At 36.2% G+C, this 26,058-nt stretch carries 24 protein-coding genes; 1 reads left to right on the top strand and 23 read right to left on the bottom strand.

Features of this window, described 5'->3' with window-relative positions:
* Window positions 1-108 precede the first annotated feature (108 nt).
* The 3 genes from BLR36_RS04000 to BLR36_RS03990 all read right to left on the bottom strand — a co-directional run bounded on the left by BLR36_RS04000 (window position 109) and on the right by BLR36_RS03990 (window position 3,735).
* On the bottom strand, window positions 109-1,197 hold the full coding sequence (locus BLR36_RS04000) for a M42 family metallopeptidase (protein ID WP_093060437.1): 1,089 nt from the start codon (window positions 1,195-1,197) through the stop codon (window positions 109-111).
* Between the two features lie 85 nt (window positions 1,198-1,282).
* The gene (locus BLR36_RS03995; RefSeq protein WP_093060436.1) at window positions 1,283-3,184 is read right to left on the bottom strand and encodes a DUF2207 domain-containing protein; all 1,902 of its coding nucleotides are present in this window, start codon (window positions 3,182-3,184) and stop codon (window positions 1,283-1,285) included.
* 65 nt (window positions 3,185-3,249) lie between these two features.
* Window positions 3,250-3,735: a dUTP diphosphatase gene (locus BLR36_RS03990; RefSeq protein WP_093060435.1), complete on the bottom strand. Its 486-nt coding sequence runs from the start codon at window positions 3,733-3,735 to the stop codon at window positions 3,250-3,252.
* 93 nt (window positions 3,736-3,828) lie between these two features.
* On the opposite strand from BLR36_RS03990, the gene BLR36_RS03985 reads away from it, so the two are divergent.
* Window positions 3,829-4,215, top strand: a complete 387-nt coding sequence (locus BLR36_RS03985; RefSeq protein WP_093060434.1) for a sigma-w pathway protein ysdB — start codon at window positions 3,829-3,831, stop codon at window positions 4,213-4,215.
* Between the two features lie 292 nt (window positions 4,216-4,507).
* Here BLR36_RS03985 and BLR36_RS03980 read toward each other — a convergent pair whose 3' ends face one another.
* From BLR36_RS03980 to mdh, 20 genes are all read right to left on the bottom strand, one after another.
* Window positions 4,508-4,792 (bottom strand): DUF1294 domain-containing protein, encoded by a 285-nt coding sequence (locus BLR36_RS03980; protein WP_093060433.1) that lies wholly within the window; start codon window positions 4,790-4,792, stop codon window positions 4,508-4,510.
* Between the two features lie 62 nt (window positions 4,793-4,854).
* Window positions 4,855-5,214 (bottom strand): 50S ribosomal protein L20, encoded by a 360-nt coding sequence (gene rplT, locus BLR36_RS03975; RefSeq protein ID WP_090564198.1) that lies wholly within the window; start codon window positions 5,212-5,214, stop codon window positions 4,855-4,857.
* 46 nt (window positions 5,215-5,260) lie between these two features.
* A complete protein-coding gene (gene rpmI, locus BLR36_RS03970) occupies window positions 5,261-5,461 on the bottom strand; it encodes a 50S ribosomal protein L35 (protein ID WP_053588661.1) in 201 nt (66 codons plus the stop codon).
* 30 nt (window positions 5,462-5,491) lie between these two features.
* Window positions 5,492-6,055: a translation initiation factor IF-3 gene (gene infC, locus BLR36_RS03965; protein WP_093060784.1), complete on the bottom strand. Its 564-nt coding sequence runs from the start codon at window positions 6,053-6,055 to the stop codon at window positions 5,492-5,494.
* Between the two features lie 257 nt (window positions 6,056-6,312).
* Window positions 6,313-8,238, bottom strand: a complete 1,926-nt coding sequence (thrS, locus tag BLR36_RS03960; RefSeq protein ID WP_093060432.1) for a threonine--tRNA ligase — start codon at window positions 8,236-8,238, stop codon at window positions 6,313-6,315.
* Between the two features lie 388 nt (window positions 8,239-8,626).
* Window positions 8,627-9,565, bottom strand: a complete 939-nt coding sequence (gene dnaI / locus BLR36_RS03955; protein WP_093060431.1) for a primosomal protein DnaI — start codon at window positions 9,563-9,565, stop codon at window positions 8,627-8,629.
* Between the two features lie 9 nt (window positions 9,566-9,574).
* Window positions 9,575-10,930: a replication initiation and membrane attachment family protein gene (locus BLR36_RS03950; protein WP_254771335.1), complete on the bottom strand. Its 1,356-nt coding sequence runs from the start codon at window positions 10,928-10,930 to the stop codon at window positions 9,575-9,577.
* Window positions 10,931-10,978: 48 nt separating this feature from the next.
* Entirely contained in the window at window positions 10,979-11,443 is a 465-nt protein-coding gene (gene nrdR, locus BLR36_RS03945) for a transcriptional regulator NrdR (protein WP_093060430.1), read from the bottom strand.
* A gap of 118 nt (window positions 11,444-11,561) precedes the next feature.
* A complete protein-coding gene (speD, locus tag BLR36_RS03940) occupies window positions 11,562-11,945 on the bottom strand; it encodes an adenosylmethionine decarboxylase (RefSeq protein ID WP_093060429.1) in 384 nt (127 codons plus the stop codon).
* Window positions 11,946-12,145: 200 nt separating this feature from the next.
* Window positions 12,146-13,150, bottom strand: a complete 1,005-nt coding sequence (locus tag BLR36_RS03935; protein WP_093060428.1) for a glyceraldehyde-3-phosphate dehydrogenase — start codon at window positions 13,148-13,150, stop codon at window positions 12,146-12,148.
* A gap of 296 nt (window positions 13,151-13,446) precedes the next feature.
* Complete coding sequence (coaE, locus tag BLR36_RS03930; protein WP_093060427.1) at window positions 13,447-14,043, bottom strand: dephospho-CoA kinase; 597 nt, start codon at window positions 14,041-14,043, stop codon at window positions 13,447-13,449.
* Between the two features lie 12 nt (window positions 14,044-14,055).
* Window positions 14,056-14,928: a DNA-formamidopyrimidine glycosylase gene (gene mutM, locus BLR36_RS03925; RefSeq protein WP_093060426.1), complete on the bottom strand. Its 873-nt coding sequence runs from the start codon at window positions 14,926-14,928 to the stop codon at window positions 14,056-14,058.
* A gap of 12 nt (window positions 14,929-14,940) precedes the next feature.
* Entirely contained in the window at window positions 14,941-17,568 is a 2,628-nt protein-coding gene (gene polA / locus BLR36_RS03920) for a DNA polymerase I (protein ID WP_093060425.1), read from the bottom strand.
* Between the two features lie 77 nt (window positions 17,569-17,645).
* Window positions 17,646-18,626 (bottom strand): protease modulator HflC, encoded by a 981-nt coding sequence (gene hflC, locus BLR36_RS03915; protein WP_093060424.1) that lies wholly within the window; start codon window positions 18,624-18,626, stop codon window positions 17,646-17,648.
* The gene (hflK, locus tag BLR36_RS03910) at window positions 18,626-19,621 is read right to left on the bottom strand and encodes an FtsH protease activity modulator HflK (protein WP_093060423.1); all 996 of its coding nucleotides are present in this window, start codon (window positions 19,619-19,621) and stop codon (window positions 18,626-18,628) included. Before hflK ends, hflC begins: the two co-directional genes overlap by 1 nt.
* Window positions 19,622-20,587: 966 nt before the next feature.
* Window positions 20,588-21,802 (bottom strand): carboxylate--amine ligase, encoded by a 1,215-nt coding sequence (locus tag BLR36_RS03905; RefSeq protein ID WP_093060422.1) that lies wholly within the window; start codon window positions 21,800-21,802, stop codon window positions 20,588-20,590.
* A gap of 11 nt (window positions 21,803-21,813) precedes the next feature.
* Window positions 21,814-23,346, bottom strand: a complete 1,533-nt coding sequence (gene pnpS, locus BLR36_RS03900; protein WP_093060421.1) for a two-component system histidine kinase PnpS — start codon at window positions 23,344-23,346, stop codon at window positions 21,814-21,816.
* Window positions 23,346-24,053 (bottom strand): response regulator transcription factor, encoded by a 708-nt coding sequence (locus BLR36_RS03895; RefSeq protein ID WP_093060420.1) that lies wholly within the window; start codon window positions 24,051-24,053, stop codon window positions 23,346-23,348. Before BLR36_RS03895 ends, pnpS begins: the two co-directional genes overlap by 1 nt.
* 58 nt (window positions 24,054-24,111) lie before the next feature.
* The gene (locus tag BLR36_RS03890) at window positions 24,112-24,561 is read right to left on the bottom strand and encodes a MaoC/PaaZ C-terminal domain-containing protein (protein ID WP_093060419.1); all 450 of its coding nucleotides are present in this window, start codon (window positions 24,559-24,561) and stop codon (window positions 24,112-24,114) included.
* Between the two features lie 449 nt (window positions 24,562-25,010).
* Window positions 25,011-25,949 (bottom strand): malate dehydrogenase, encoded by a 939-nt coding sequence (gene mdh / locus BLR36_RS03885; protein ID WP_093060418.1) that lies wholly within the window; start codon window positions 25,947-25,949, stop codon window positions 25,011-25,013.
* Between the last annotated feature and the right edge of the window lie 109 nt (window positions 25,950-26,058).

Raw genomic sequence — 26,058 nt, 5'->3', positions numbered from 1 at the left:
GCTAATTATATGGTTGAATAAATATAAAGTCAAGTGGATTTATATACAATTTTAAAATAATAAAAACGTTTAAAGGATTTCATACTCGAAACCCTTTAAACGCCAGTATTAATCGAATGTTATTTTGTTTACTGCATCACGATCTAATTTTTTTATCACTTCTACAATTAACTTCACTGCGTTTTCATAATCATCTCTATGCAAGATTCCTGCATGAGAATGTATATAACGAGTTGCAACACCAATTGCAAGAGAAGGAACACCATTTACGGAAATATGCATAGAGCCTGCATCTGTCCCACCACCTGGTATCGTTTCAAATTGATAAGGTATATTGTGCTCGTCTGCTGTATCCGTTACGAAATCACGTAAACCTTTATGGGAAACCATGGATGCATCAAATAATACGATTTGTGGACCCACACCCATTTTACTTGTCGATTCTTTTGCAGTTATACCTGGAGTGTCGCCAGCTACACCTACATCTACTGCAAAGCCTATATCAGGTTTAATTTTATTAGTTGTTGTTTTAGCACCTCGTAGACCAACCTCTTCTTGAACATTACCTACTCCATAAACGATGTTTGGATGTTTTTCATCTTTAAGCGCTTTTAACACATCAATTGCAATTGCACAGCCAATACGGTTATCCCATGCTTTTGCTAATAGTAGCTTATCGTTATTCATTACGGAGAACTCAAAATAAGGAACTACCATATCTCCTGGTAATACTCCCCATTCCATTGCTTCCTCTTTTGATGATGCACCTATATCAATGAACATATCTTTCACATCAGCCGCTTTTTTACGAGCTTCTGCGGATAATATATGAGGAGGTTTTGAACCAATAATACCAGTAATTGTGTCTCCTTTACGTGTCACAATTGTTACTCGCTGTGCAAGCATAACTTGAGACCACCAACCACCAACTGTTTGGAAGCTCAAAAACCCTTTGTCATCAATTTTTGAGATCATAAATCCTACCTCATCTAAATGTCCAGCTACCATTATCTTAGGTCCGTTCGCATCTCCAACTTTTTCTGCAATAAGACTTCCTAAATTATCGTATTCAATTTTATCTGCAAAAGGTGCGATGTACTTCTCCATTACTTCTCTTGGTTCACGCTCGTTACCAGGAATCCCTTTTGCATCTGTTAAATCCTTTAACATCGTTAATGTTTCATCTAGCTTTGGCATTATTTCGACCTCCTAAATATATGTACGGTTTAATTATATTCTAAATTAATGACATTTTCAAAATTTGAAAACAAAAAGTGAAACTTCAATCAGCTCCAGCTCCGCCACCGCCGTCTCCTCCCCCTCCCGAAGAATCTCCTCCATAAGAACCTCCTCCATCTGACGAAGAAGTGGAAACCTTAGTCCTTGACCAAGACTTTGTAACATAATCTATCGGGTCAGTGCTTGCAAATAATACAGTAGCAATAGGAATAGACAATTCTTTGAGTGGGATGTCAATATTTTTTCTACCTAATAAATAAGCTCTAATAATCCATTTTTCTTGTTCAACATTACCTAATGTAAATGGCATACCATTCTTTAGTTCTTTTCGATAGGACCGTATTGCATCTTTTGCTCGTACCGCATTCATCGAAAGAATGTTTCTAGGTACAACTAAATATAAAACAATAATCAGAAATAACAATCCAATGATTAAATCTACTACCTCTTCATTCCCAATAGAAGCAATAGAAAAAAATAATAAAACTAAGTATATACTAAGAAAAAGAGTTGAACGTTTTTTAATCCAAAGGATAACTAAAAAGCTAATCGTTATTGTGATAATAAAAGCAATCGCAAAATAGCTTTGCGCATTCGCATAATATGCAAACATAGTAATCATTGAAACTATAAGGATCGCAGCAGATATAATTAGTAAAGGAATTTTACTGTTAATAGCTCCCGCTTCTTCTAGCTCTTTTTCTACTAAATGGTGCCACTCTGTTTGTTTCTTTTTAAAGACCTTCACTTTAGTATGAAAGAATTTGGAGTCCCTATTATCCTTCGCGGCACCTGCAGCATCATGTAAATGAAATGCCCATTTTCTGGAGCCACTTTTAGTTGTAAACAGCCAACTAATCAAATGCTTTTCAAAAGCTGACACTGCTAATCCACCATTTATAAGCCGAAAATCTAGTGTTTCTTCAGGAGCTTTCGGATCATGTTTAAAACGAAGCGCAGACTTTGCATGCTTAACTTTCACAGCTCCTTTTTCTACTAGTGAAAAAAGACCTGCAAGGAAGGCTTTAGGATGAGGTTTTCCACATTTATCAACAAAAAATAAATACAATACATCGGTACTTAAAATTACATCACTTTGTCCTTTTCTCCAAAAATGCCTTTGTGGCAAAAACAAAAGAAAGCTAAGAATGATGAGTAGCATAGCAAAAGATACTTTCGGAATGAATGAGATAAGTGCATCCAAATAGGATAGCTTTTTATTCCATTCTTTTTGCTTTTTTATTTCATTGGCCAATGCCTCTTCATAGGTTAAGGATGCTTTAATTTTTTCATGTGTTGAAATTAGGTTTGCCGGAAATATTAAACTAGTCTTAGTTTCCGTATAAGCTTTGGCAGCAGGACTTCTAAACCGAATACCAATATTATTTTTTTCGATCTGCACCTTTGTTTTATTATAGAATACACCTTCAAACATTTTTGTTTCAACAGTTTCCGGGAAAATATAATCAATCGTTAAATTAGAGAAATCCTGGTCATGAGCATCCCCATCTTCAAAGTAAACAACATCCAGATCGTTATAATTATCATAGGCCGTAATACTCTTTTTAAGCCTATACACATATAAAAACGACACTTGCTGACTATGTATACCTATGTTGGAATAGAACGTGTTATTTTTTCGCTGTACTTCTAGGGGTGTCATCATAGTTTGATCGATAAACCCAGGTTCCAAGTCTAATTGGTTTAATTCATAAGCGTAGAATTCTTCTACATTTTCCCCGTGTTCTGTTGGGAAAGAGCGGCGCAAATTAGAGAAGGATCCCTCAAAATTATATGTAAATACTTCATTTACTAAAAGATCACCGTTTGGTTGAATCCAAGACTTTATATGTACTTTATCTATGGAATAGGACTTTGCTTCTGCTACTATTCCGAAAGAAAAGGAAAGAAATATTAAAAGAAAATACAATAAAAACTTTTTCATTGATTTAACCCCCAATAAAGCTTTTGCTAATTTACGGCTAAAATGTGAAAAAGTTTCAACCAAAGTTAATAACCATTTTTTTGGCGCTCATAATTCGTTTCATTTTTTTCGATATATGCCTGTAAGACATCCTCACTACTAAAGCCAAGCCTTTCTGCAATTGCACCATACAAAATCCACAATTTTTCGTAATGAATTTTAGTCGGCTCAGTTAAAAAAGTTAAAATAGATTTATTCGTACCTATGAAGAGTGCAGTTAAATCACCTTCCACAACTTCACGTGGCCACTCGTGTAAATCTTGAAAGCCTTTTTCTATTCCTAATGATAATATAAAGTGGATAGAATCAACATATTCCTCCAAAATAACGCTTCGTTCTGAAGGTCCCTTCTCACTCCAGAATTTAAAGCATCTCGTTTCATTCGCAAGTTCTGCGAGTTCAACTATTAGTGCCAACCCTTTTTTTATAAAAACGTCCTCCGTTACTTGCATGTTAGCTTGTATATATTGGTCTAAACCACGCTGCATTGTAAAAAGTTTGTGTAAATTCATCATTTCCTCCAAATATTTTAATTTATTTTGAAACCAAACTACCTTCTCTATCGTATAGCAAGTACAATGTATTTTACAAGGAGGACATTTGAGATGTTCTATATATTAAGATTACTTATTTTAATACTTATCATATATGTTTTTTATAAAATCCTGCGCTACTTATTTGATCCGAAGCGTAAGCTAGATGAGGCATATGAAAAGGAACAATATTATTATTATGATGAAGTAAAAAATGTTCGTAAAAACTTCTTTATCACGTATAAAGGCGCTCTATTTGAGGGAGAAAAATATTTAGGTACGACCGATCAGGCTTTCGAAGTCGTCTCTATTTTCATATGGACAAAAGATCCCGCTAAACTACAGGGCTTTACAAAAGAGGATTTACGTTTTTTACAAAATGAAATCAAAATGAATTATCCAGAAGCCAAAATCAACTGGAAAAGTCCAATCGAACAATTAATGAAAGACGATGAGTGATAATAAAAAATGGTTGGTCGAGAATCTTCGACCAACTTTTTTAAGTGAGTGAGCGATCGATTATTTGGTGTGGTCGATCGATCATATGTCGTCATTGATCGATTATTGCTATTGATTGATCGATTGTGAGTGGGGATCGATCGATTTTATAGCTTGATCGATCGATTTTTGATGTTCATTGATCGATTCTACGCTTATTGGGTCTATACCCACCATACAGGTGTGCGCTTGGCGTAGATCCTCCTGGTGAGACATCAAGGTCGGTTGACAAATCAGAGCAAAAAAGACAGCTCTATGCAATGATAGAGCTGTCTTTTGTTAATATGTAAAAAATTAAAAATGCATATAAAATCATTAGCATTAAAAACCCAACACGAAAATTCGTGTGTTTCGTTTTATGGCGAAACATTTGCATGCCAATGTATGCGCCGATTCCGCCTCCAACAATCGCTAGTGTCCAAAGTGTTTTTTCTGATATGCGTTGTCCCTGTTTTCTTGCTTGTGATTTGTCATATCCCATTACAACAAAAGCTATAATCGACATGATCAATATAAACATAAGAAGAACATTTGTCATACTTATTTTGCTCCTTGTACAAAAAAAGCTGATAGAATCTCTATCAGCTTTTTTAACTTAAATTATTTTGCGATTGCTTTTTTTGCTGCATCTGCAAGTTGTGTAAATGCTTGAGAATCTGTTACTGCAAGATCTGCTAACATTTTACGGTTAACTTCGATTTCAGCTAATTTCAATCCGTGCATTAAACGGCTATACGAAAGTCCGTTCATACGTGCTGCCGCATTGATACGTGTAATCCATAGTCTACGGAAATCACGTTTTTTGTTACGACGATCACGGTATGCATACATGAATGATTTCATTACTTGTTGGTTAGCAACTTTGTATAATGTATGTTTTGAACCGTAATAACCTTTAGCTAATTTTAATACTTTTTTACGACGACGTTTAGTTACTGGTGTGCTTTTTACGCGTGGCATGATTCATTACCTCCTGCTATTCTTTCGAATGATTGAATTTCTATTATTATTTCATGTAAGTTAATAAAGTTTTGATACGTTTGTAATCGCCTGAAGAAGCTACTTTAGTTTTACGTAATTTACGTTTTGCTTTAGTAGATTTGTTAGCGAATAAGTGGCTTCCAAAAGCACGGTCATGTTTTAATTTTCCAGTCCCGGTTTTTTTGAAACGCTTTGCAGCTCCACGGTGAGTTTTCATTTTCGGCATGTCGAATTCCTCCTAAACAATTGTACTCTATTACTGTTTTTCGTTTTTTGGTGCAAGCACTAAAAACATACTACGGCCATCCATTTTCGGTTTTGACTCGACAGTGGATACTTCCGTACAAGCTTCTGCAAATCTATCTAAAACTCGTTGTCCAATCTCTTTATGAGTAATGGCACGACCTTTAAAGCGAATAGATGCTTTCACTTTGTCTCCTTTTTCAAGGAATTTAATCGCGTTTTTTAATTTCGTTTGGAAATCATGCTCATCGATTGTTGGGCTCAAACGAACCTCTTTCATCACGATAATTTTTTGATTTTTACGAACTTCACGATCTTTCTTTTGCTGCTCAAATTTGAACTTACCATAGTCCATGATACGAGCGACTGGCGGCTTGGCTTGAGGAGCCACAAGGACAAGATCCAAATTTACTCGACCAGCTATTTCAAGTGCTTCATTACGGGTTTTTAAACCTAATTGATCACCGTTCTGATCAATAACTCGTAGTTCGCGTGCTCGAATGCCATCGTTTACATACATGTCTTTGCTAATATTGATCCACCTCCAAATAGTGTCGCGAATACATGGTTTGGGCATAAATTCCGTAGAAACGAATAAGTTACGCCGTTTTAGATCCATAAAAAAAGCGGACAGACATATAATATATGTCTGCCCGCCGATATGAGTACATGTAGAAACTACATGTTACAGTCGATCTTATGCTTACCAGTCAACAACACTTGTAGGTGTCAAACAGGTGAGAAGCGGGCAGCCTCTTCTTATACCGCAAACTTGTATTCAATAACCTTATTAACTATAGCACGTTGATATGATCATGTCAACAACCAATTTTATTAATGTGCTACTTCTTCTTTCAGGCGTTCTAAGAACTCTGCAAAAGGAATGCTTTCTGATTTTTGTTCTCCGTATTTACGAACATTTACATTACCTGCTTCTAGCTCTTTATCGCCTAGTACAAGCATGTATGGAATTTTTTGCATTTGTGCTTCGCGGATTTTATATCCTAGTTTCTCTTCGCGGTCATCCATTTCAACACGGAAACCAGCAGCAACTAGTTGCTCTTCAATTTGCTTAGCAAATTCAAAATGCACTTCATTGGAAACTGGAATGATTTCCACTTGAACAGGAGCTAACCAAGTTGGGAATGCACCTTTATACTCTTCGATCAAGAATGCTACAAAGCGTTCCATTGTAGAAACTACTCCGCGGTGGATAACAACTGGACGATGATGCTTGCCATCTTCTCCAATGTAATTTAAGTCAAAGCGTTCTGGTAACAAGAAGTCTAATTGAACAGTAGATAAAGTTTCCTCTTTACCAATTGCTGTTTTCACTTGAACGTCTAATTTTGGTCCGTAGAATGCTGCTTCATCTTCTGCTTCAAAGTAATCTAGACCAAGCTCGTCCATTGCTTCTTTTAACATGCTTTGTGCTTTTTCCCACATTTCATCGTTGTCAAAATATTTTTCTTTGTTTTGAGGATCACGATAAGAAAGACGGAATGAGTAGTCTTCCAAGTTAAAATCTTTATAAACCGAAATAATTAATTCTACGACTTTTTGGAATTCTGATTTAATTTGGTCTGGTCGTACAAATAAATGCGCATCATTTAAAGTCATTCCGCGAACACGTTGTAAGCCTGATACTGCACCTGACATTTCATAACGGTGCATTGTACCTAATTCAGCAATGCGTAATGGTAGGTTTCTATAAGAATGCATACCATTTTTGAACACCATCATATGATGTGGACAGTTCATTGGACGAAGAACTAAAGTTTCATTGTCCATTTCCATTGGTGGGAACATAGAGTCTTGATAATGATCCCAGTGACCAGATGTTTCGTAAAGCTCTTTCGAACCTAATACCGGTGTATAAACATGTTTATAGCCTAGTTTAAGCTCTTTATCTACAATATACCGTTCAATTACACGACGGATTGTTGCACCGTTCGGTAACCAAAGTGGCAAGCCTTGCCCAACTTTTTGGGAAGTTGTGAATAGATCTAATTCTTTCCCGATTTTACGGTGGTCACGTTCTCTTGCTTCTTCAAGCATATTTAAATGATGTGTAAGCTCTTCTTTTTTGAAGAATGCAGTACCATAAATACGTTGTAGCATTTTATTATCACTATTTCCACGCCAGTAAGCACCAGCGATACTTAATAATTTAAACTCTTTAAGTTTACCTGTAGATGGAACATGGACGCCACGGCAAAGGTCAAAGAAGTCCCCTTGCTCATAAATTGAAACCTGTTCGCCTTCTGGAATTGCTTCCAAAAGTTCTACTTTGTATTCATCTTCTTTAAATTTCTCAAAAGCAACCTGGCGTGAAACATCATGACGAATGATTTCAATATTTTCATTAATAATTTTTTTCATTTCTTTTTCTATTAATGGTAAGTCTTCTGCAGTTATTGGTGTCGGTGAATCAATATCATAGTAAAAACCATTTTCGATAACTGGTCCAATACCTAATTTAACATCTTTAAAAAGACGTTTAACTGCTTGCGCAAGTAAATGTGCTGAACTGTGGCGCAAAATTTCAAGCGCTTCGTCAGATTCCGGAGTAATGATTGCTATTTCTCCATCTTCTGTGATTGGTGTTTTAAGATCGATTAATACTCCACTTAGTTTTCCAGCAAGTGCTTTTTTGCGTAATCCCGGACTAATCGATTGAGCAATTTCTTCTGTAGTTGTTGATATAGGGAATTCCTTCACTGCTCCATCTGGAAATTTCAATTTAATAATTTCTGCCATTTTGAACACTCCTTTAATAGTAAAAATAGTGAAAACAATAAAAAACCCCATCCCTAAAAAGGGACGAGGTTCAAGTCGTGGTTCCACCCTTCTTCTGTCTACCCATTACTAAAAGTAATGACAAATGAAATAGACGAAGCTCTGCATCGGCTAACGGGCCGGTTTCCGGTAATTGCTATATAAATTCACAATTACTGCTCTGAGGTGGTAAATCGATTGCCGATACTTAAGAAGCTTACAGCCAAGGCTTCTCTCTCTTTAAAGTCGTACAAACTGATTGTTGTCCTCTTCCTCGCATTTACTTATTCTTATGAAAATGATTATACGCCACAGAAAATTCAATTGCAAGATGAAATCCATTTTTTCCGAGCGATCTCTCACATATTCTTTAACTTTCTCTCCAATTTTTCCCTTGAAGTGCAATTGGAGTCGTAAGTGCACGAATACGTTCCATAATTCGACCAGCTTTGACTACTTCCTTTTCTCCACGTTGTGTGAAAGATAAATGATGCTGTAACTCGTCATAGTTGAAATTAGAAGACATAAAAGTTGGTAACTGTTCCGACATTCGATAATGTAAAATCGTACCTAAGATTTCATCTCTCGTCCAGCTGGACATTGTTTCAGCACCAATATCATCTAGCATTAAAACTGGAGCTCGCTTGACGAATTCAATTTTCTCCGCAAGTGACTGATCCTGGATGGATTGTTTCATTTCTCTAAAAAATTCCGGAACATACACAACTACCGAATGTATATGTCTTGCCGCTAGCTCATTTGCGAGAGCACCTAATAAATAGGACTTTCCTACACCAAACTTGCCGTGGATATACAATCCTTTAGCTGGTAACACATTTGTACGCTCCCACTCGTTCAGAAAATCCTTAGCTGCACGGACTGCTACTACTCTACTACCATCCTCTAAGTCCACTCCAGCAAGACTAGCCTCCATAACCTCTTTAGGCATATGAATACTATCTATCATGGAAGTAACCTTCTTACGCTCATCTTCAATAATACCTCGTTTACAACGAATAAAATCATTATCAATCAAGTTTCGATCAAGAACTAGTTTAGGTTCATAACCTTTCATGTAGTTCTTACATTCATCTAGCGTTGGACAAGCCTCACAATTATGAGACTGAGAGATAAATTCATATAACTTACTTAAGCTTCGATCGACTATCTCCTTGTTAATATGTGATGCATTTTCCTCTAAGAAACTCTGTACCCGTTGATCTTCTAAAACTTCTTTTTTCATATCATTTAATCTCGTAGTAAATTCGGGTGACACAACTCTTCTTAAGGTCTCATTTATACGTTCCACTTTTTCCACCTACCTTTTTAGCATGCCTAGCTCTGCTAATAGTTTTTGACGTTCCTCATCGATATTTTGAATGCCATTTGTCGAATTACCAGAGGATTTCTTCGCTTCTCCTTCTTTCTTATAAAACCAATCAGGCACTTTTTCCTCACGTGTCGGTTTTTTAGAATACGATTTTTGTGGAGAGCCTTCATTTTTCCATTTTACGTATTGTTCATGCTCATTTCTAGCAAGTTCCATTGCCTCTTTAGCTGTTTTGACATCCTTACGCATCCAGTGAGAAGCAATTTTTTCTGCATAATTTTTTGTGAGTTTCATGTCTGTACGTAGTAAAACATATTGCAGTAATACATTAACTACACCTATTGGCATTTTAAAATGAGTTATAAAGTGATTAGCTAACTGAACATCGGCGAGAATCGGCTCTTTCCCGTTTGCAATATCCTTTAATACGGTTATTGGAGGAGTTGTTTCTAAATAGTGGATTAGCTCCCCTTCCTTCGTTAAAGGCACGGTAGTATCTATAGGTACAGCTTTCTTTTCAATCTTCTCAATTACTGGTGCCACTTTTGAAACCGTTAGTTTGTAATAATCTGCGCACGCTTTTTTTAATCTAGCTTCTGATAAATGTAAATCATCATCTAAAGCTAAAATAACTACTTTTTGCATTTCCACTGGGCTTAGGTTATATAAGAAAGCGAGTTTTGCAATTACTTCTTTTGCTTCAATGTTCATCGCTGATTTAGGCACTAATTGTTCTGAAAGTCCTTCTTGAAGTAATGAAAAATCAAATTCATCGTAATAAAAAGGGACTGAAGATTTTCTTTCCTTTGATTCGAAAGTTTCATCGACAGATACAGTATTATTCATTTTGGTTGATGGTTTAAAAACATCGACAAAAGTTCTTGAGACGTCTGTGAAGCCCTCATTCCAATTAGAGCTTTGGACAAAGCGATTACGCAATTGTATAAAAGCATTTTCTCCTACCTTGTTTAGCAAAAACATGGATAGCAACGGATCCTTCAAGAATGATTCAGCATCTAATGGGGCTGCAAGCTCATAATGGAATATACTTCCTTCATCCATTGTTCTTTTCCAAGTACGCAGCAAACCGATTGCCTCGAGAGCAAGACGTGCTCGAAAAATTTTACCGATTGGCATGCCAAGAACATTCATCAGTTGATAGTGCGACCATCGCTCACTGTTTTTATGTTCTCCATCTGCCCAAAGTGTTAAATACAAACTTATACTTTCTGCTCCAACCAACGGCTGATAAAACAAAGTCAACAATTGCCGATCATAATCTGATAAAGAATATGGTAAGCGAATCATATACAAATCTGCTGGCTGTAGCTCTTTATATAACATCGACAATTGCATCTACGCTCCTTTTAGATTTTGATATATATAAAATGTTTATAATGATGGATTTTTCTTTAAAATTTCTTTAAGTTCATCGATGAATACATTAAGGTCTTTGAACTGACGGTAGACAGAAGCAAAGCGTACGTAAGCTACTTCATCTACTTCCGCAAGCTTATCCATTACAATCTCACCAACGTCCTCTGACTTTACCTCTGCATTGCCCATTCTTCGTAATTCTTTTTCAATAGAGAAGACCATATTTTCAAGCTGCTCTAGTGCAACTGGTCTCTTTTCACAAGCTCGAATAAGCCCACGCAATACTTTTTCACGACTAAACTCTTCACGAGAGCCATCTTTTTTTACAACGATTAGTGGTGTCTCCTCTACTTTTTCAAATGTAGTAAAACGAAATCCACAATCCTCGCACTCTCTTCTTCTTCTGATTGCCTTATTGTCATCCACAGGACGAGAATCGACAACTTTAGTGCCATTATATTGGCAAGTTGGGCATCTCATATTGATCTCTCCTAATTCATCACGGTAGTTTTATGTATCTATTATAACAACATTCTTCTATAAAATCGAAAAAGCAGAGGAATCGCTTCCTCTGCTCACTCAGTCAGGTATAAATCTATTACGCTTGAACTGTCATTCGTGATGCAGGCTTTTTAACAGGTCCCATACCACGTGGCATTTCTAACGTTTCGCGTGTTCCAGCGTTAAGAGCATCTGCAATATAGTTAGCTGCGATTGATGGATCTAAATCACCACATGTATACACATCAATGCTCGCATAACCGTGCTCTGGAAAGCTGTGAATCGTTAAATGCGATTCGGAAATAATAACGACTCCACTTACACCTTGTGGTGCAAATTTGTGAAATGCAACTTCTCTGACCTCTGCACCAGATTTTAGTGCAGCATCAACAAATGTTTGCTCGATAAATTGCATATCGTTAAGTTTGTCGAAATCGCACTCCCATAGTTCTGCAATAATGTGACGTCCCATTGTTTCCAATGTCCGTTTCCCCCTTTGATAAGTTTTATTTTTAACCTCAAAGTTGACTACCACGGGGGAAAGTTAGTCCAAAGAGGTCCTAACCCTTTAAGTAGTCGGTGTACAAGTAAAGTAACACGATTCTCATTATATGTTGTTTTATTTAATTATGCAAGAAATAATATATCCTCTTTCTAATTATTAGAAAGAGGATTGAATAATCATAGAGACGACGCAACTTTTTTAGTAAGGTCTACTACTCTTGCAGAGTAACCCCATTCATTATCGTACCACGCAAGAACTTTCACTTTTCGGTCCCCAATAACCATAGTTGTTAAACCATCAACTGTTGTTGATAGTGTTGTAGTGTTAAAGTCGATTGATACGAGTGGTTCCATTGTAATACCCAAGATTCCTTGCATTGCGCCTTCAGATGCTTTAACGAAAGCTTTGTTTACCTCTTCAACAGTAACATTCTTTTGTAAATCCACAACTAAATCAACTAAAGAAACATTCGGAGTTGGTACACGTAATGCCATACCATGAATTTTCCCTTCAAGCTCTGGCAGTACAAGCGTAAGAGCTTTTGCTGCTCCGGTAGAAGTTGGAATGATCGATTGGCCACAGGCACGCGCACGTCTCAAATCTTTATGAGGATTGTCTAAATTATTTTGATCGTTTGTATATGCATGAACAGTTGTCATCAATCCATTTTCAATGCCAAATGTGTCATTTAATACTTTAACGACAGGTGCTAAGCAGTTTGTAGTGCAGCTAGCATTTGAAATAATATGGTGAATCGAAGAATCTAATTTATCATCGTTAACGCCCATTACAATTGTTGCATCTTCATTTTTTGCAGGAGCAGTAATAATTACCTTTTTAGCACCAGCTTCAATATGTGCTTTGGCTTTTTCACCGTCATTGAATTTACCTGTGGATTCAATAACAATATCCACATTTAAAGCTTTCCAAGGCAAATTGGCTGGATCTCTATCATCTACAATTTGTACACGCTGACCATTTACTATTAATGCATCATCAGCCAATTCAATATTTCCAGTGAAAGTACCATGTGTAGAATCATATTTGATAAGGTGTGCCAATGTTTCTAATGGGTACCTCGCATTAATCGCTACCACATTGATGTCCTCTTGAGCTATTAATTGGCGAAATACCATCCGCCCAATACGTCCAAAACCATTAATTGCAACTGAAACTGCCATATGAAAAGTCCTCCTGTAACTATGTGATACTTATTGTTTTTTAACCTTGAATTAGTATAACACATTTTCTTTATTGTGTAGCCCTAAAAAGATAGAATAATAAAGTCGATATTTTCAGATATTTATTTGCTTGTTTCTGTTGAGATAAGGAACATAATAAGGACACAATCTGTTACTAATGTTTCGGAGATGCTTTTGACAGATTTATTGCACTATTATTACCGTTTTTCAAAAAAAGATGGTCACGACTAACGTCACGACCACCCAATGTTGAACAAATTATGATTACCTAATTTTTAGTTTTCTTGTTCCCAAATAGCTATTATTTTTTTCAATTGTTGTTCGGTTTCTTCTATTGATCCATTGTTATAAATAACCGCATCCGCACCTTCTTCTTTAACTGATAAAGGTAATTGTGATTGAATACGTAATTTGGCTTCCTCGTGCGTAAAACCATTCCGAGCCATTAATCTTTCTAGTTGCGTCTGCTCAGTTACTGTTACCACTAAAATTTTATCCACGAAGGACTGCAGCCTGCTTTCAAAAAGCAATGGAATATCCATAATGATAACTGGATGATTTTGCTGCACTAAATGCTCCTTCTGAGCAAGCATTTCTGCTCGAATAGCAGGATGAATAATATCATTTAACTGTTTCCGTTTAGAAGGATTCGAAAAGATGATCTCACCTAGTGCTTCACGATTTAAAGCACCATCTTCGTGGACAACAACAGGACCAAATGTTTCTTTAATCATTTCAAGTGTGCTAGTACCTTTTTCTACTACTACACGCGCAACAATATCTGCATCTATTATCGGGAAGCCCATTTCTTTTAACATATTGGAAACGGTACTTTTCCCACTAGCAATACTACCTGTTAATCCGATAATCATTTAGTTACTCCCTTATTTCTGACATGCTGGACAGTAGGTAGAAGTACGACCACCGATCGTCTTCTGTTTTGTTTTCGTACCACAGACTCCACATTCCTTTTTGCCATACATTTGGAGTCTATTTTGCATATTGCCTGCTCCACCGTTAATACTACGATAATCTGAAATCGTACTTCCTCCGTTTTCAATACTATCTAGCAGAACAATTACAATTTCTTGAAACAACTGAATTTTTCGCTCTCTACTAATTCTTTTTACTGTACGGGCTGGATGTATTTTCATACGAAATAACGCTTCAGTTGCATATATATTTCCACAACCAGATATGATATGACCATCCATGATAAATTCTTTTATTGCTTTATTTTCATATTTTGGCAATGCGCTCATATGCAGAAAATGATCTAATGCATGTTGATCAAAAGGCTCGGGTGCCATAAGCAACAAAGATGGATAGTCTGCTTCTGTTTCTAAAAATCGCAGTTCTCCAAATCGACGAATATCCGCATAGACTAGCATGTCACCCTCTTCAAAAAAGAGACTTACATGCGCATGCTTTCTAAATTTATCTTCCGTTATTTCATGCACGTTTTTCACAGAAAACCATGCTCCTGACATCCCCAAATGAGAGACGAGCATATGAGCTTGTCCATTTTTTATAAGATGAAAATAAATATATTTTGACCGTCTTTCTAAATGATCAATCTTTGCACCAAGTAAAGCTAAACAAAACTGCTCTACATCTAACCCTTTAATAATTGCTTCTCTACCATTTGCTTTAGATTTATAAATGGTATCAGAAACCTCCACAGACTTAATCGTCTTTCCAGTGACAATTGGTTGAAGAGCGCGTAATACGCCCTCCACTTCTGGTAATTCAGGCATATTTAAACCCTCCTACTTTGTGTCGTACCAAGATGATCCAAAGGCATAATCGACTTTAAGAGGGACAATTAGCTTAATCGCATTTTCCATTACTTCTGGAACAATTTTTTCTAGCATTTCAATTTCCTCTGGTGGCGCCTCAAAAATCAGTTCATCATGAACCTGCAGTAGCATTCTAGTTTGCATATTTTCTGCTTTTAATCTTTCTGCCATATCGATCATTGCCTTTTTAATAATATCTGCTGCACTTCCTTGAATTGGTGTATTCATCGCAGTGCGTTCCGCAAAACTTCGTAGATTAAAGTTTGAACTTGTTATTTCTGGCAAATACCTTCTTCTATTTAATATGGTTGTAACGTAGCCTGTTTGTTTTGCATCATGAACGATATCATCCATGTATTCTTTTACCCCAGGGAAGCTATTTAGATAGTTCTCGATAAATTTAGCTGCTTCTTTTCTAGTAATATCCAGGCTTTGTGATAACCCATAATCACTAATGCCATATACGATACCAAAGTTAACCGCTTTAGCAGCACGACGCATATCCGATGTAACACCGTCCTGCTCTACATGAAAGACATCCATTGCTGTTTTCGTATGAATATCTAAGTCATTATTAAAAGCATCTACTAGGTTTTCATCCTTTGACATATGAGCAAGTACACGTAATTCAATTTGTGAATAATCAGCTGCAAACATTACCCATCCAGGTTGAGAAGGGACAAATGCTTTACGGATCTTTCTACCCTCTTCTAAGCGAACTGGTATATTTTGTAGATTAGGATTGATCGAACTCAAGCGACCAGTTGAAGTAAGTGCTTGTTGATACCTTGTATGAATTTTACCATCATCTTCATGAATCTCTTTTAACAATCCTTCAATATACGTCGAATTGAGCTTACCTAATTGACGATACAGTAGAATTTGTTCGATTATTTCATGCTCATTTGCAAGTTTCTCTAAAACATCCGCTGCAGTTGAGTAACCTGTTTTCGTCTTTTTAATAGGTGTAAGACCAATTTTTTCAAATAGTATTACGCCTAATTGTTTAGGTGAATTAATATTAAATGTTTCTCCCGCTAGTGTATAAATGTCTTGTTCAATCGCCTGTAGTTTAATATTTAGCTCATGACCCATTTCTACTAGTATTTTTTTATCCACCAATACACCATCCGATTCCATCGTGCCGAGGATAGAAGCAAGTGGCAGCTCTATTTCTTTATACAATGCGTATTGTTCATTTTCTTCAAGCTTTATTTCTAACTTTTCTTTTAAATCCCATATTGCCTTTGCTTTTCTAACTGCATGTTCTGCAATTTTATCGATTTCAGGCGCGGATTTTTTGGCACCTTTTCCGTAAACACTATCATTTGTCAGCAGGTTAAAGTAACCAAATTCTTTCGCAATTGCTGCAACATCCTCTGACGAAATAGCTGGATTTACTATATACGCTGCTAAAAGTAGGTCAAATTCAACTCCATGAACATTAACATTGTGTTTTCTGCTAACTGCTTGTGTTGCTTTTGAATCTGCTAAATATTTTTTGTTCGTATTATTCTCTAACCACGAACAAAAATCCTCCGATTTAAAAGCTACATCTGCTGGAGCAAAATAACCTTTTTCTCCATTCGATAAAGCAATCCCTAATAGTTCACTAGTGTGGTATTGACCATCATACATCTCTAAATGAACCGCCATTACTTTGTCTAATATAGTAGAGTCTATTTGTTCAATAATTTCGAATGCTACTTCTGTCGTTTCTGATTCCTCTGTAATATAGTCAGTTTTATCCAAAAGTGTTTTAAAAGATAGTTCTTTCCAAACTTCAATTACCTCTTCCATATTGGGACCATTATATGAAATATCATTAATAGAAACCTCTATTGGTGCAGCTGTTTCAATTGTAGCCAATGCTTTACTCATAATAGCCTGTTCTTCATTGGCAATAAGTTTTTCCTTTAACTTAGCGCCACTCACTGTTTCCAACGCTTTGTACAAGTTCTCAACAGAGCCATGCTCCTTTAATAACTTTATAGCTGTCTTTTCCCCAACACCCGGCACTCCAGGAATATTATCTGAAGCATCTCCCATCAAGCCTTTCATATCAATAATTTGTAGAGGAGTTAAACCATACTTTTCTTGGACATGTTCAGGTGTGTACTTTTCAATATCGGTAATTCCTTTTCTGGTAATATATACAGTTGTTTTATCGGTAGCTAATTGTGTTAAATCCTTATCTCCGGAAACAATTACTACTTGTTGTCCTTTTTCATCTGCTTGCTTACTTAAAGTCCCGATAATATCGTCAGCCTCATACATTTCCAGTTCATACCGCTTAATGCCATACGCATCAATCAATTTACGTATATAAGGAAATTGTTCTGAAAGCTCTGGTGGAGTTTTTTGTCGTCCACCTTTATATTCGCCAAATGTAGAATGACGGAAAGTTGTTTTTCCGGCATCAAATGCCACTAACATATGGGTTGGATTTTCTTCTTCCATAATTTTTTGTAGCATCATTGTAAAGCCATACACTGCATTTGTATGTATACCATGTTCGTTCGTTAATAAGGGCAGGGCAAAAAAAGCTCTGTAAGCCAAACTATTGCCGTCTAGTAATAAGATTTTCTCAGTTGACAAATGCTTTCACTCCTTCTAAATAAAATCGTCATTCCCTATATCTTACCATGACAGTAAGGGGAATGACGATTCATATACTATTCTAAGTACCCCGATAAAATATTAGCATAAGGTGAATCTGATGGGATGATGATCATTGTATCATCACCAATAGTTTTCTTATACGATTCTAATGTTCTGTATAGTGAATAGAACTCCGGATCCTTCGAGAAACTTTGATTATAAATTTTTGCTGCTTCTGCGTCCCCTTCTGCTGCTATTACTGCTGCATCTTTGTTGGCAGTTGCTAACATTTCACGAACTTCTCGATCTGTTTCAGCTTCAATACGGCGTTTATCCGCATCCCCAGTAGATAAGAACTTTTGGGCAATACTTTGTCTTTCTGAAATCATTTCATTGTAAACGGACTGCTCATTCTCTTGAGGGAGATCGGTACGTTTAATACGAACGTCTATTACTTCAATTCCATAGTTATCCTTTTTCAATAATTCATTCACATGGCTTGTAATTTGATCATTAAGGCTACCACGTGAAGAATTTTCATCGTTAATAATCTCACTGTATTCTAATTGACCAAGCTCAGAGCGAACTACAGAGTAGATGAACTCTTCCATACGAGAGCCTGCACCGACTAATGTCCCTGCACTAGAAATCATTTGTTTAACGTTTACTACTCTCCATACTGCATAATTATCAATAATGATTCGACGCTTATCTTTTGTATTGATCTCAGCTTCCGATAGTTTATAATTCATTTGATATTTAGGTACAGTAGTAACAGTTTGAACGAATGGTATTTTCATGTGAATTCCGGGAGTTTGTTTCACATCTTTGATTTCTCCGAACTGACGAATAACCTTATATTCTCCTTCTTTTACTACGTAAATATTTGCAAGAGCGATAATGAATAACACAAAAACTAGGAAGATTGCAATAAATGGTTTCGTAAACTTTTTATAATCAGTCGGTTTCTTTTCTTTGGGAGCTTTACTTGGCTTGCTTCCAACTGTTTTAAACTTTTCCTCTAAACCGGAGAATGGATTTTTGTTTTCAGCCATTATTTTCCTCCTCCTTCTTCTTTTTCTGTATCTTCCTCAGTTGTCTTGCTAGCTTGTGGAGCTGCTTGTTTAGTAGATTCTAGCGATTGAAGAGGTAGGTATTTCATCGTTCCACCGTCATCATTCATAATATACAAATTAGCATTTGGTAATACCGCATCTAAAGTCTCCATAACTAAACGCTGTCTAGTGATCACTTTGTTGTTTTGATATTCTGCGTATAGCTTATCGAAAAGTGCTACATCACCTTTTGCCTGCTCAATACGAGCCGTTTTATAACCAGTCGCATTTGAAATAATAGCATCCTTTTCACCAACTGCTTCACTTAACTTTTGATTTCTGTATTTTTCTGCTTGATTTACCTTTGTATTTTTCGTTTCTTCTGCATCTGTTACTGCAGTAAATGCTGAACGAACCTCTGCATTAGGAAGCTCTACATCTTGTAGCTTCACAGTTAATACAGTAATTCCAATATCATACTTTTCTATTAACGAACGTAATAGATCGCTCGTATCACTTTCAATCTGTGCTTTTCCTGACGTTAGGGCATCATCTATTTTAGAGTTCCCAATAACAGAACGAATCGAAGCAGAGGTTGCATCATGTAGTAGCTCTCGTGGATTTTCAGCATTAAATAAATATGATTTGGGATCTGTGATTTTCCATTGAACGACTAAATCTGTTAATACAATATTGTCATCCCCTGTAATCATTTTCGTATCCTTATCAAATGATTCAATTTCACCGTTTGCTTTTTGGCTGTAACCAAATTGAAGGCTGAATGTTTCTTTGGACAATTTCTCCACTTTTTGAATTGGCCACGGCATTTTAAACTTTAACCCTGGATCGACTATTGGTTCACTTGCTTCACCAAACGTTATTACGATTGCTTGTTCTGATTCATCTACTGTATACCAAGATGTAAACACAGCAGATATTAAAATAATGCCAATTACACTCATGGTGAAAATAGTTAGAAGCCTTTTAGTACTCATTTTACTTCCTCCTTTGTATGTATACTTCCTTTTACGGTTTAACCTGGTAATTGGTTTCAAAAATAATAGAATAGTTGTTTCATGTACTTTTTCTATGAATAAAATGCTAAAGGTTTAGTTGGAATAATCGGACCCTTAGTTGGGATTTGAAATGACCCGGTCCATTAAGGGTAAAAACCTGTTCTATTGTTTTTGAAGGGCTTTGGACAGATGTTACGCTATATTATTACCGAGAGAATTTTATGGCTGCTGGTTGGTTGTGACGTTGTCACAACCAACCAGCATTCCATTTTTCGGTAATCTTATGGCGTTTTTCTATCCGGCGCCCTCCTACACCCCATAGAAACAGGCAAGTGCGTTTTTGGAAAACTGGAGATAAGATACCTTTCTACAGATAAAGCAAGCTCACGAAGATGCAATTTCGTTCGCTATCTCGCTTCTTTATTTAGTAACTACTTATTATTTTCTTTATTTCCACGAGATAAAAAGAAATCTAACCTCTTTATCCTTGCTTACAGAGTATTTTCGCTAATTCAACAGACGGTTTTATCCCTACATTAACTTTGACTACTCTTATTATCTAAGCGATAGGCTATGCTCTATCTTATAGTTGAGTACCACTCTTTTAATTGATTGGAGTGTAAGGTGGCGACTCCGGTGGGAAAAGCGTTAGTCGAAGACCCCGCAGCGAAGACATTGGACAAACTTTGTTTGGCCAATGTCTTTGCGACGAGTAACCGCAGGAGCATATGTTTTCCAACGAGGAGGCTGAGGCAACGCCCTCGGAAAGCGTCCACCTGAAACGGAAATCAGGGGGATGAATTAATGCACAGCTTACACTTTCATCGCAATTAAAAAAAGCTAGCAAAAATGCTAGCTTTTTTTAGGTAAATCGTTTGGAAAAGGGGTCTATTTAAATGTATCAGATGATTGTTAATGTATTATGAATGTTTTGTAAATATTTCCTCACCAATTATTGTTTTTATACTTTTTATAATAATTTAACTGACGGGCAACTAAATATAATTTACGCTTAAAATGCTTGTCCTGTTTGTAGAACAGTGGATTTCCCCATTTCCCAGCATTCAAAAGTGTTCTAACTTCTTGTTGAATCTCTTTGTTTTCAACAAATTTCTTTAAAACTATTTTAGGAACTACTGTAAACAAATAATGCTCATTTAGTAAAGTAAGCGATTTTTCCTTTTGATAAATAACATCATCCACAAAATATCTCGCCATATTATGACCTAGGGCAGTTGTATAATAACTAGATCTCCCCTGTCTAATGTTTACCTCAAATACTTTAAACTTCCCATCACGCTCATCAAATTTTAAGTCAAAGTTCGCAAATCCAACATAACCTATCGCTTCTAAAAAGTGTTGAAGCTTTTTCATCAGCTCCTCATTATATCTAGTAATGAGAGCTGTATAGTTACCGATAGCCGTTACAGTATGTTCTTGAAGTACCACTTGTGCAAGTGTGCTCAGCTGGGCTTTGCCTTTTGAACTCATATAAAATACGGAATCCCACATATACGTATCATCCCCAGGAATGTAATCCTGAATTATTAAGTCCTCTGTATATCCACTAGCATTTACTTTGTTTAGCACATCATCTAATTCTGCTTTTGTTTCAACACGATAAACCTTTTGCTGACCAGGAAACTTATTTTTGTAATACATAACACCATTACTTGGTTTTATGATTAATGGGAATAGGACATCTTCAGTAAATACAGCTTTATTTCCACATGTGTAATAATATGTTTTCGGCGTATCAATCCCATGCTCTTCACAAAGCTTATAGAAATTCGATTTCACGAGCAGGTTGTTCATCAATTCTTCTGACATATAATTAAAAACATACATTTTCTTTAAAGCATCTGCATTTTCAATTATTAAGCGTACATAAAAATCATTTGTCCCTATTAACAGTAATTGTTTGTCTTTAACTTTATATTTTTGTGCAACTTCTGTTAGAACTTGGACAAATGCAGTTTTATCCCATAAATTAGGCTGAATTTCAATATGCTCAATTATACTACTCAATTTTGTAAATGACATTTCTTCTTTACCTACTAAAATCGGCTTAATATTGTATTCCTCATGAAAGGAAATCGCCATATTGTAGGCATTCATATCTGTCCCAATAATTATTGGGATAAAGGGTTGGTTATTCATAAAGACCTCCGTTATCTTTTAACAAGTGGAATCGATACAGTAAAAACAGTACCTTTTCCTACTTCGCTTTCAACTTCTAGTAACCCGTGATGGGCTTCCACTAAGTGCTTCACAATTGCTAAACCAAGACCAGTTCCTCCTGAGTTTCTGCTTCTCGCTCTATCCACTCGGTAAAAACGCTCGAATACCCGGTTAATCTCTTCTTTGGCTATTCCAATTCCTTCATCCTGTATACGCAATATTCCACACTTTTCGTTTTGATCAATAGATATAGTCACCGTTTTTTCCTCAGGGGAGTAAGTAAGTGCATTCATCAATAAATTCATCGTGATTTGGATTAAACGATTTAAATCGCCCAATACATAGATTGGTTCTTCATATATCGTTTCAATACGCATATTTTTCTCTTCCACAATATGGTTCGTCATTTCTTTACTACGTTCAACTACTTCCAACAAGTTGACCTTTTGTAAATTCATCTCATACCCTACCTGCTCCACTTTGGAAAGGTCCAATAAATCATTAATGAGCATTTGCAGTCTATTACTTTCTTTGTGAATAATCTCCAGAAATGAAAGCAATGTATCTTCATTTTTATATGCACCATATAATAGCGTTTCTGAAAATCCTTTTATACTAGTAACAGGAGTTTTTAATTCGTGCGAAACATTCGCTACAAAATCTTTTCTGACTTGCTCCAGTTTTACAAGTTCCGTAATATCATGCATGACTACTACTATACCAAGCCATTTACCATGTTCCCCAATTACAGGAGCCCCATAAGCATCCATATAATAAGTATGTAGGTTTTTCTTGATGGATATTTGCTCCCGACTAGCTGCCTCTGTCAAAAATAGCTGATCAATGAAAGCCTCAATCTTTTTGGGAAGTCCAATTTTTTTGAATAACTTTCCGTCAACATCCTCGAATGAAATTGTAAGCTGCTTAAGAAACGAACGATTCACAATCGTAATATATCCGTTACGATCCATCATAATGAGAGCACTTCCCATATTCTCGATTAAAGTTTTTAATCGTTCTTTTTCCGTTTCTCTCATCACGGATATATCATGCAAATTTCGTGCAAGTATATTAATAGAGTTACTTAGCTTCGACATTCCAGAAAAATCATCCTCAAATGCTCGAATCCGATAATTCCCTCTCGCTAATTCCATTGCTGTTTCTGTGAGATGTTCAATTGGCTGTGCATACTTTTTGAAAATACTCGTCCCCAAAATTAGTGAAACAAGAAAAGAAATACTCAAAATAATAAATAAAAACAACCATAAGGAATGAGGTTCAATTAAATGCGAATTAGAGAAAGAGGCATCTAACATCGAAGTAATATCCTTTTGTTCATCTGTTGTGAGTCCCGTAGAGCTTATGTAGTTAGAAACTTCATCTATTTTTGTATTGATGACTTTTTCAGAAGAGTTTTTAACGTAAATAGGAAAAAGCTGTCCAAGTACTAATCCTAGACAAGCTAATATTAACCCTATCATAATCGAATAAGTTCTAAAAAGTTTGTAATGAAATGATTTCATTAGCTCTTTGGCTCCTCAAACTTGTATCCTAGTCCTCTAATTGTTTTGATGAAAGTTGGCTTCCTACTATTTACTTCAATCTTGTCACGTAAATGGCTAATATGGACATCCACAATACGAGTGTCTCCGGCAAAATCATAATTCCATACCGCACTTAATAGCTGATCTCGAGTCAGTACTCTATTTTTATTTTCTATTAAATACACGAGTAACTCAAATTCTTTTGGTGTAAACTCGATTACTTCGTTGTTTAAAAGCACTTCAAAACGTTCTGGGAAAACTTCAAGGGGACCAAATGTATATGTCTCTTCTTTCGTTTTCTCCGGCTTTTGATCAGTAGAAATACCAGAACGACGAATCATTGCTTTTACCCTTGCAGTAACTTCTCTTGGACTGAATGGCTTTGTCATATAATCATCAGCACCTAGTTCGAGCCCTAACACTTTATCGAATTCCTCATCTTTTGCAGTTAACATTATTATAGGAATTTGGATTTTCTTTAAACGAAGCTCTTTACAAACTTCCATGCCGTCCATTTTCGGTAGCATCCAATCTAGTACAATAACCTCTGGCTTTTCTTCTAATGCTTTATTGAGCCCCTCTAAGCCGTCACTTGCAGTAATGACTTCAAAGCCAGCTTCCTCTAAATTATATTTTAATAGCGTTACAATAGAGCTTTCATCATCCACTACTAATACTTTTCTCATTTTTTGGCCTCCAAGGTTGATTTGAAACCCCCATTCCAAATCGATGTTAGCAACAACGTTATAACTTTTCTTTGAGTGGTGGCGTTACATAAAATTGGCCATCCACAACTATTTCATTTTGATCGTTTTTAGCAAGGACTGAAATGATAATATTGTTTAACTGTACATTTACTTCTTTTATTTCTAATGTAAATTCAACTATTGAGTAATGGTAGGTTGGTGTTGGAAAGCTAACAAACTGTTTTGTTATATGTGATCCAGGACCCGGCAAATATTTTGATATAGCGGATGTAATAATACCCGTTAACATAATTGACGGCACGATAGGTTTTTCATATTGAGTCTTGGCTGCAAAATCATGTTGAATATATAAAGGATTATTGTCATTCGTTAGCCCAAGATAAAGCAACAAGTCTTTGTCCTCTATTTTTTCAGTTACTGTTAATTTTTCGCCAGTCTCAATTTCTTGAATATGTCTACCTATTTTACGAGTTTTCCCTAATAACAATAAGTTTCTCCCCCTAACTAATAGCTAACTCTATATTAACAATAAACTCAAGCAATGTGCAAGATGATGATAGGACCTGTATTAAATAGTGAAATTCGATCAATATTGATTTTCGTTCAGGGCGGAGGCTTTACTTCTGCTTGGCTCAATTATTGAATAGCATTTTTCTTTGAAGAAAAATTATAAGTAATTTTAAGTTAATCTCTAAAATTGCGATCTCGTTGTGGCACTCTTTGCCTTGGATCAATGTTAAGCATCTGAATAGAATTCAATTTCGACGGTAATAGCTCATCGCTGCCCCCGTGAAACGCTCAAACAGAAACGGAAAACCAGTAGTATTTTTCATTCCTACTATTTCCTTCAAGCAACTGTGAATAGGACATTTTTATACTTTCTTTTCATTTAAAAAATCGAGTAGGTTTCCCCACTCGATTGATCTCACCTAATAGTTAAGCTAAAACTTTCATCACAGTTTTGACTGCATCAGCTGATTTATTTAATAATGCTTTCTCATCTTCTGTTAACTCTAGTTCAATAATCTTCTCAATACCACCAGCACCAAGTATTGTAGGAACACCAAGGTAAATTCCATCCATACCATACTCGCCTTCTAAATATGCGATAGATGGTAATACTCGTTTTTGGTCCTTCAGAATAGCTTCAGCCATTTCGACTAAAGAAGCAGCTGGAGCATAGTAAGCAGAACCATTACCTAGAAGATTCACTATTTCAGCTCCACCCTTACGAGTGCGGTCTACTATTTCTTCTAAACGATCCGAGTCAATCAGAGTTTCTAAAGGAATTCCTCCAGCGTAAGAATATCTAACTAGTGGCACCATATCGTCACCATGTCCACCAAGAACAAAACCAGTTACATCTTTAACGGAAAGGTTAAGTTCTTTGGCAACAAACGTACGGAAACGTGCGGTATCAAGTACTCCTGATTGTCCGATAACACGCTCTTTAGGTAATCCAGATTCCTTATAAACTGTATAAGTCATCGCGTCAACTGGGTTTGTTAATACTAAGATTGTAGTGTTTGGAGAATATTTAACAATTTCAGATGTAACAGATTTCATCACTTTTTGGTTTGTTTGAACTAAATCGTCACGGCTCATTCCTGGTTTACGTGCAATTCCAGCAGTGATAATTACTAAATCAGAGTCCTTCGTATCTTCATAATTAGAAGTACCAATGATATCAGCGTCAAACCCTTGTACCGGTCCAGCTTGTGCCATATCCAAAGCCTTACCTTTTGTAGCATTTTCTGCTTGTGGAATGTCAACTAATACAATATCACCAAGTTCCTTTTGAGCAAGTAGAAAAGCCGTTGTTGCACCTGTAAATCCGCCACCAATTACTGAGATTTTACTTCTGTTCAATGTCATTAGAAAACTCTCCTTTTGTAAGAAAAGCGGCAGACGCCATATTGCAATGAAAAACGCTGGGAGACTCGAAGCAAAAGGCGCTTTTTGCCTTTTCAACAAGTTTGAAGCG

Source organism: Psychrobacillus sp. OK028, from assembly GCF_900103605.1.
In the GTDB taxonomy this organism is placed as follows: domain Bacteria; phylum Bacillota; class Bacilli; order Bacillales_A; family Planococcaceae; genus Psychrobacillus.
This window is presented reverse-complemented; position numbering and strand designations above follow the sequence as displayed.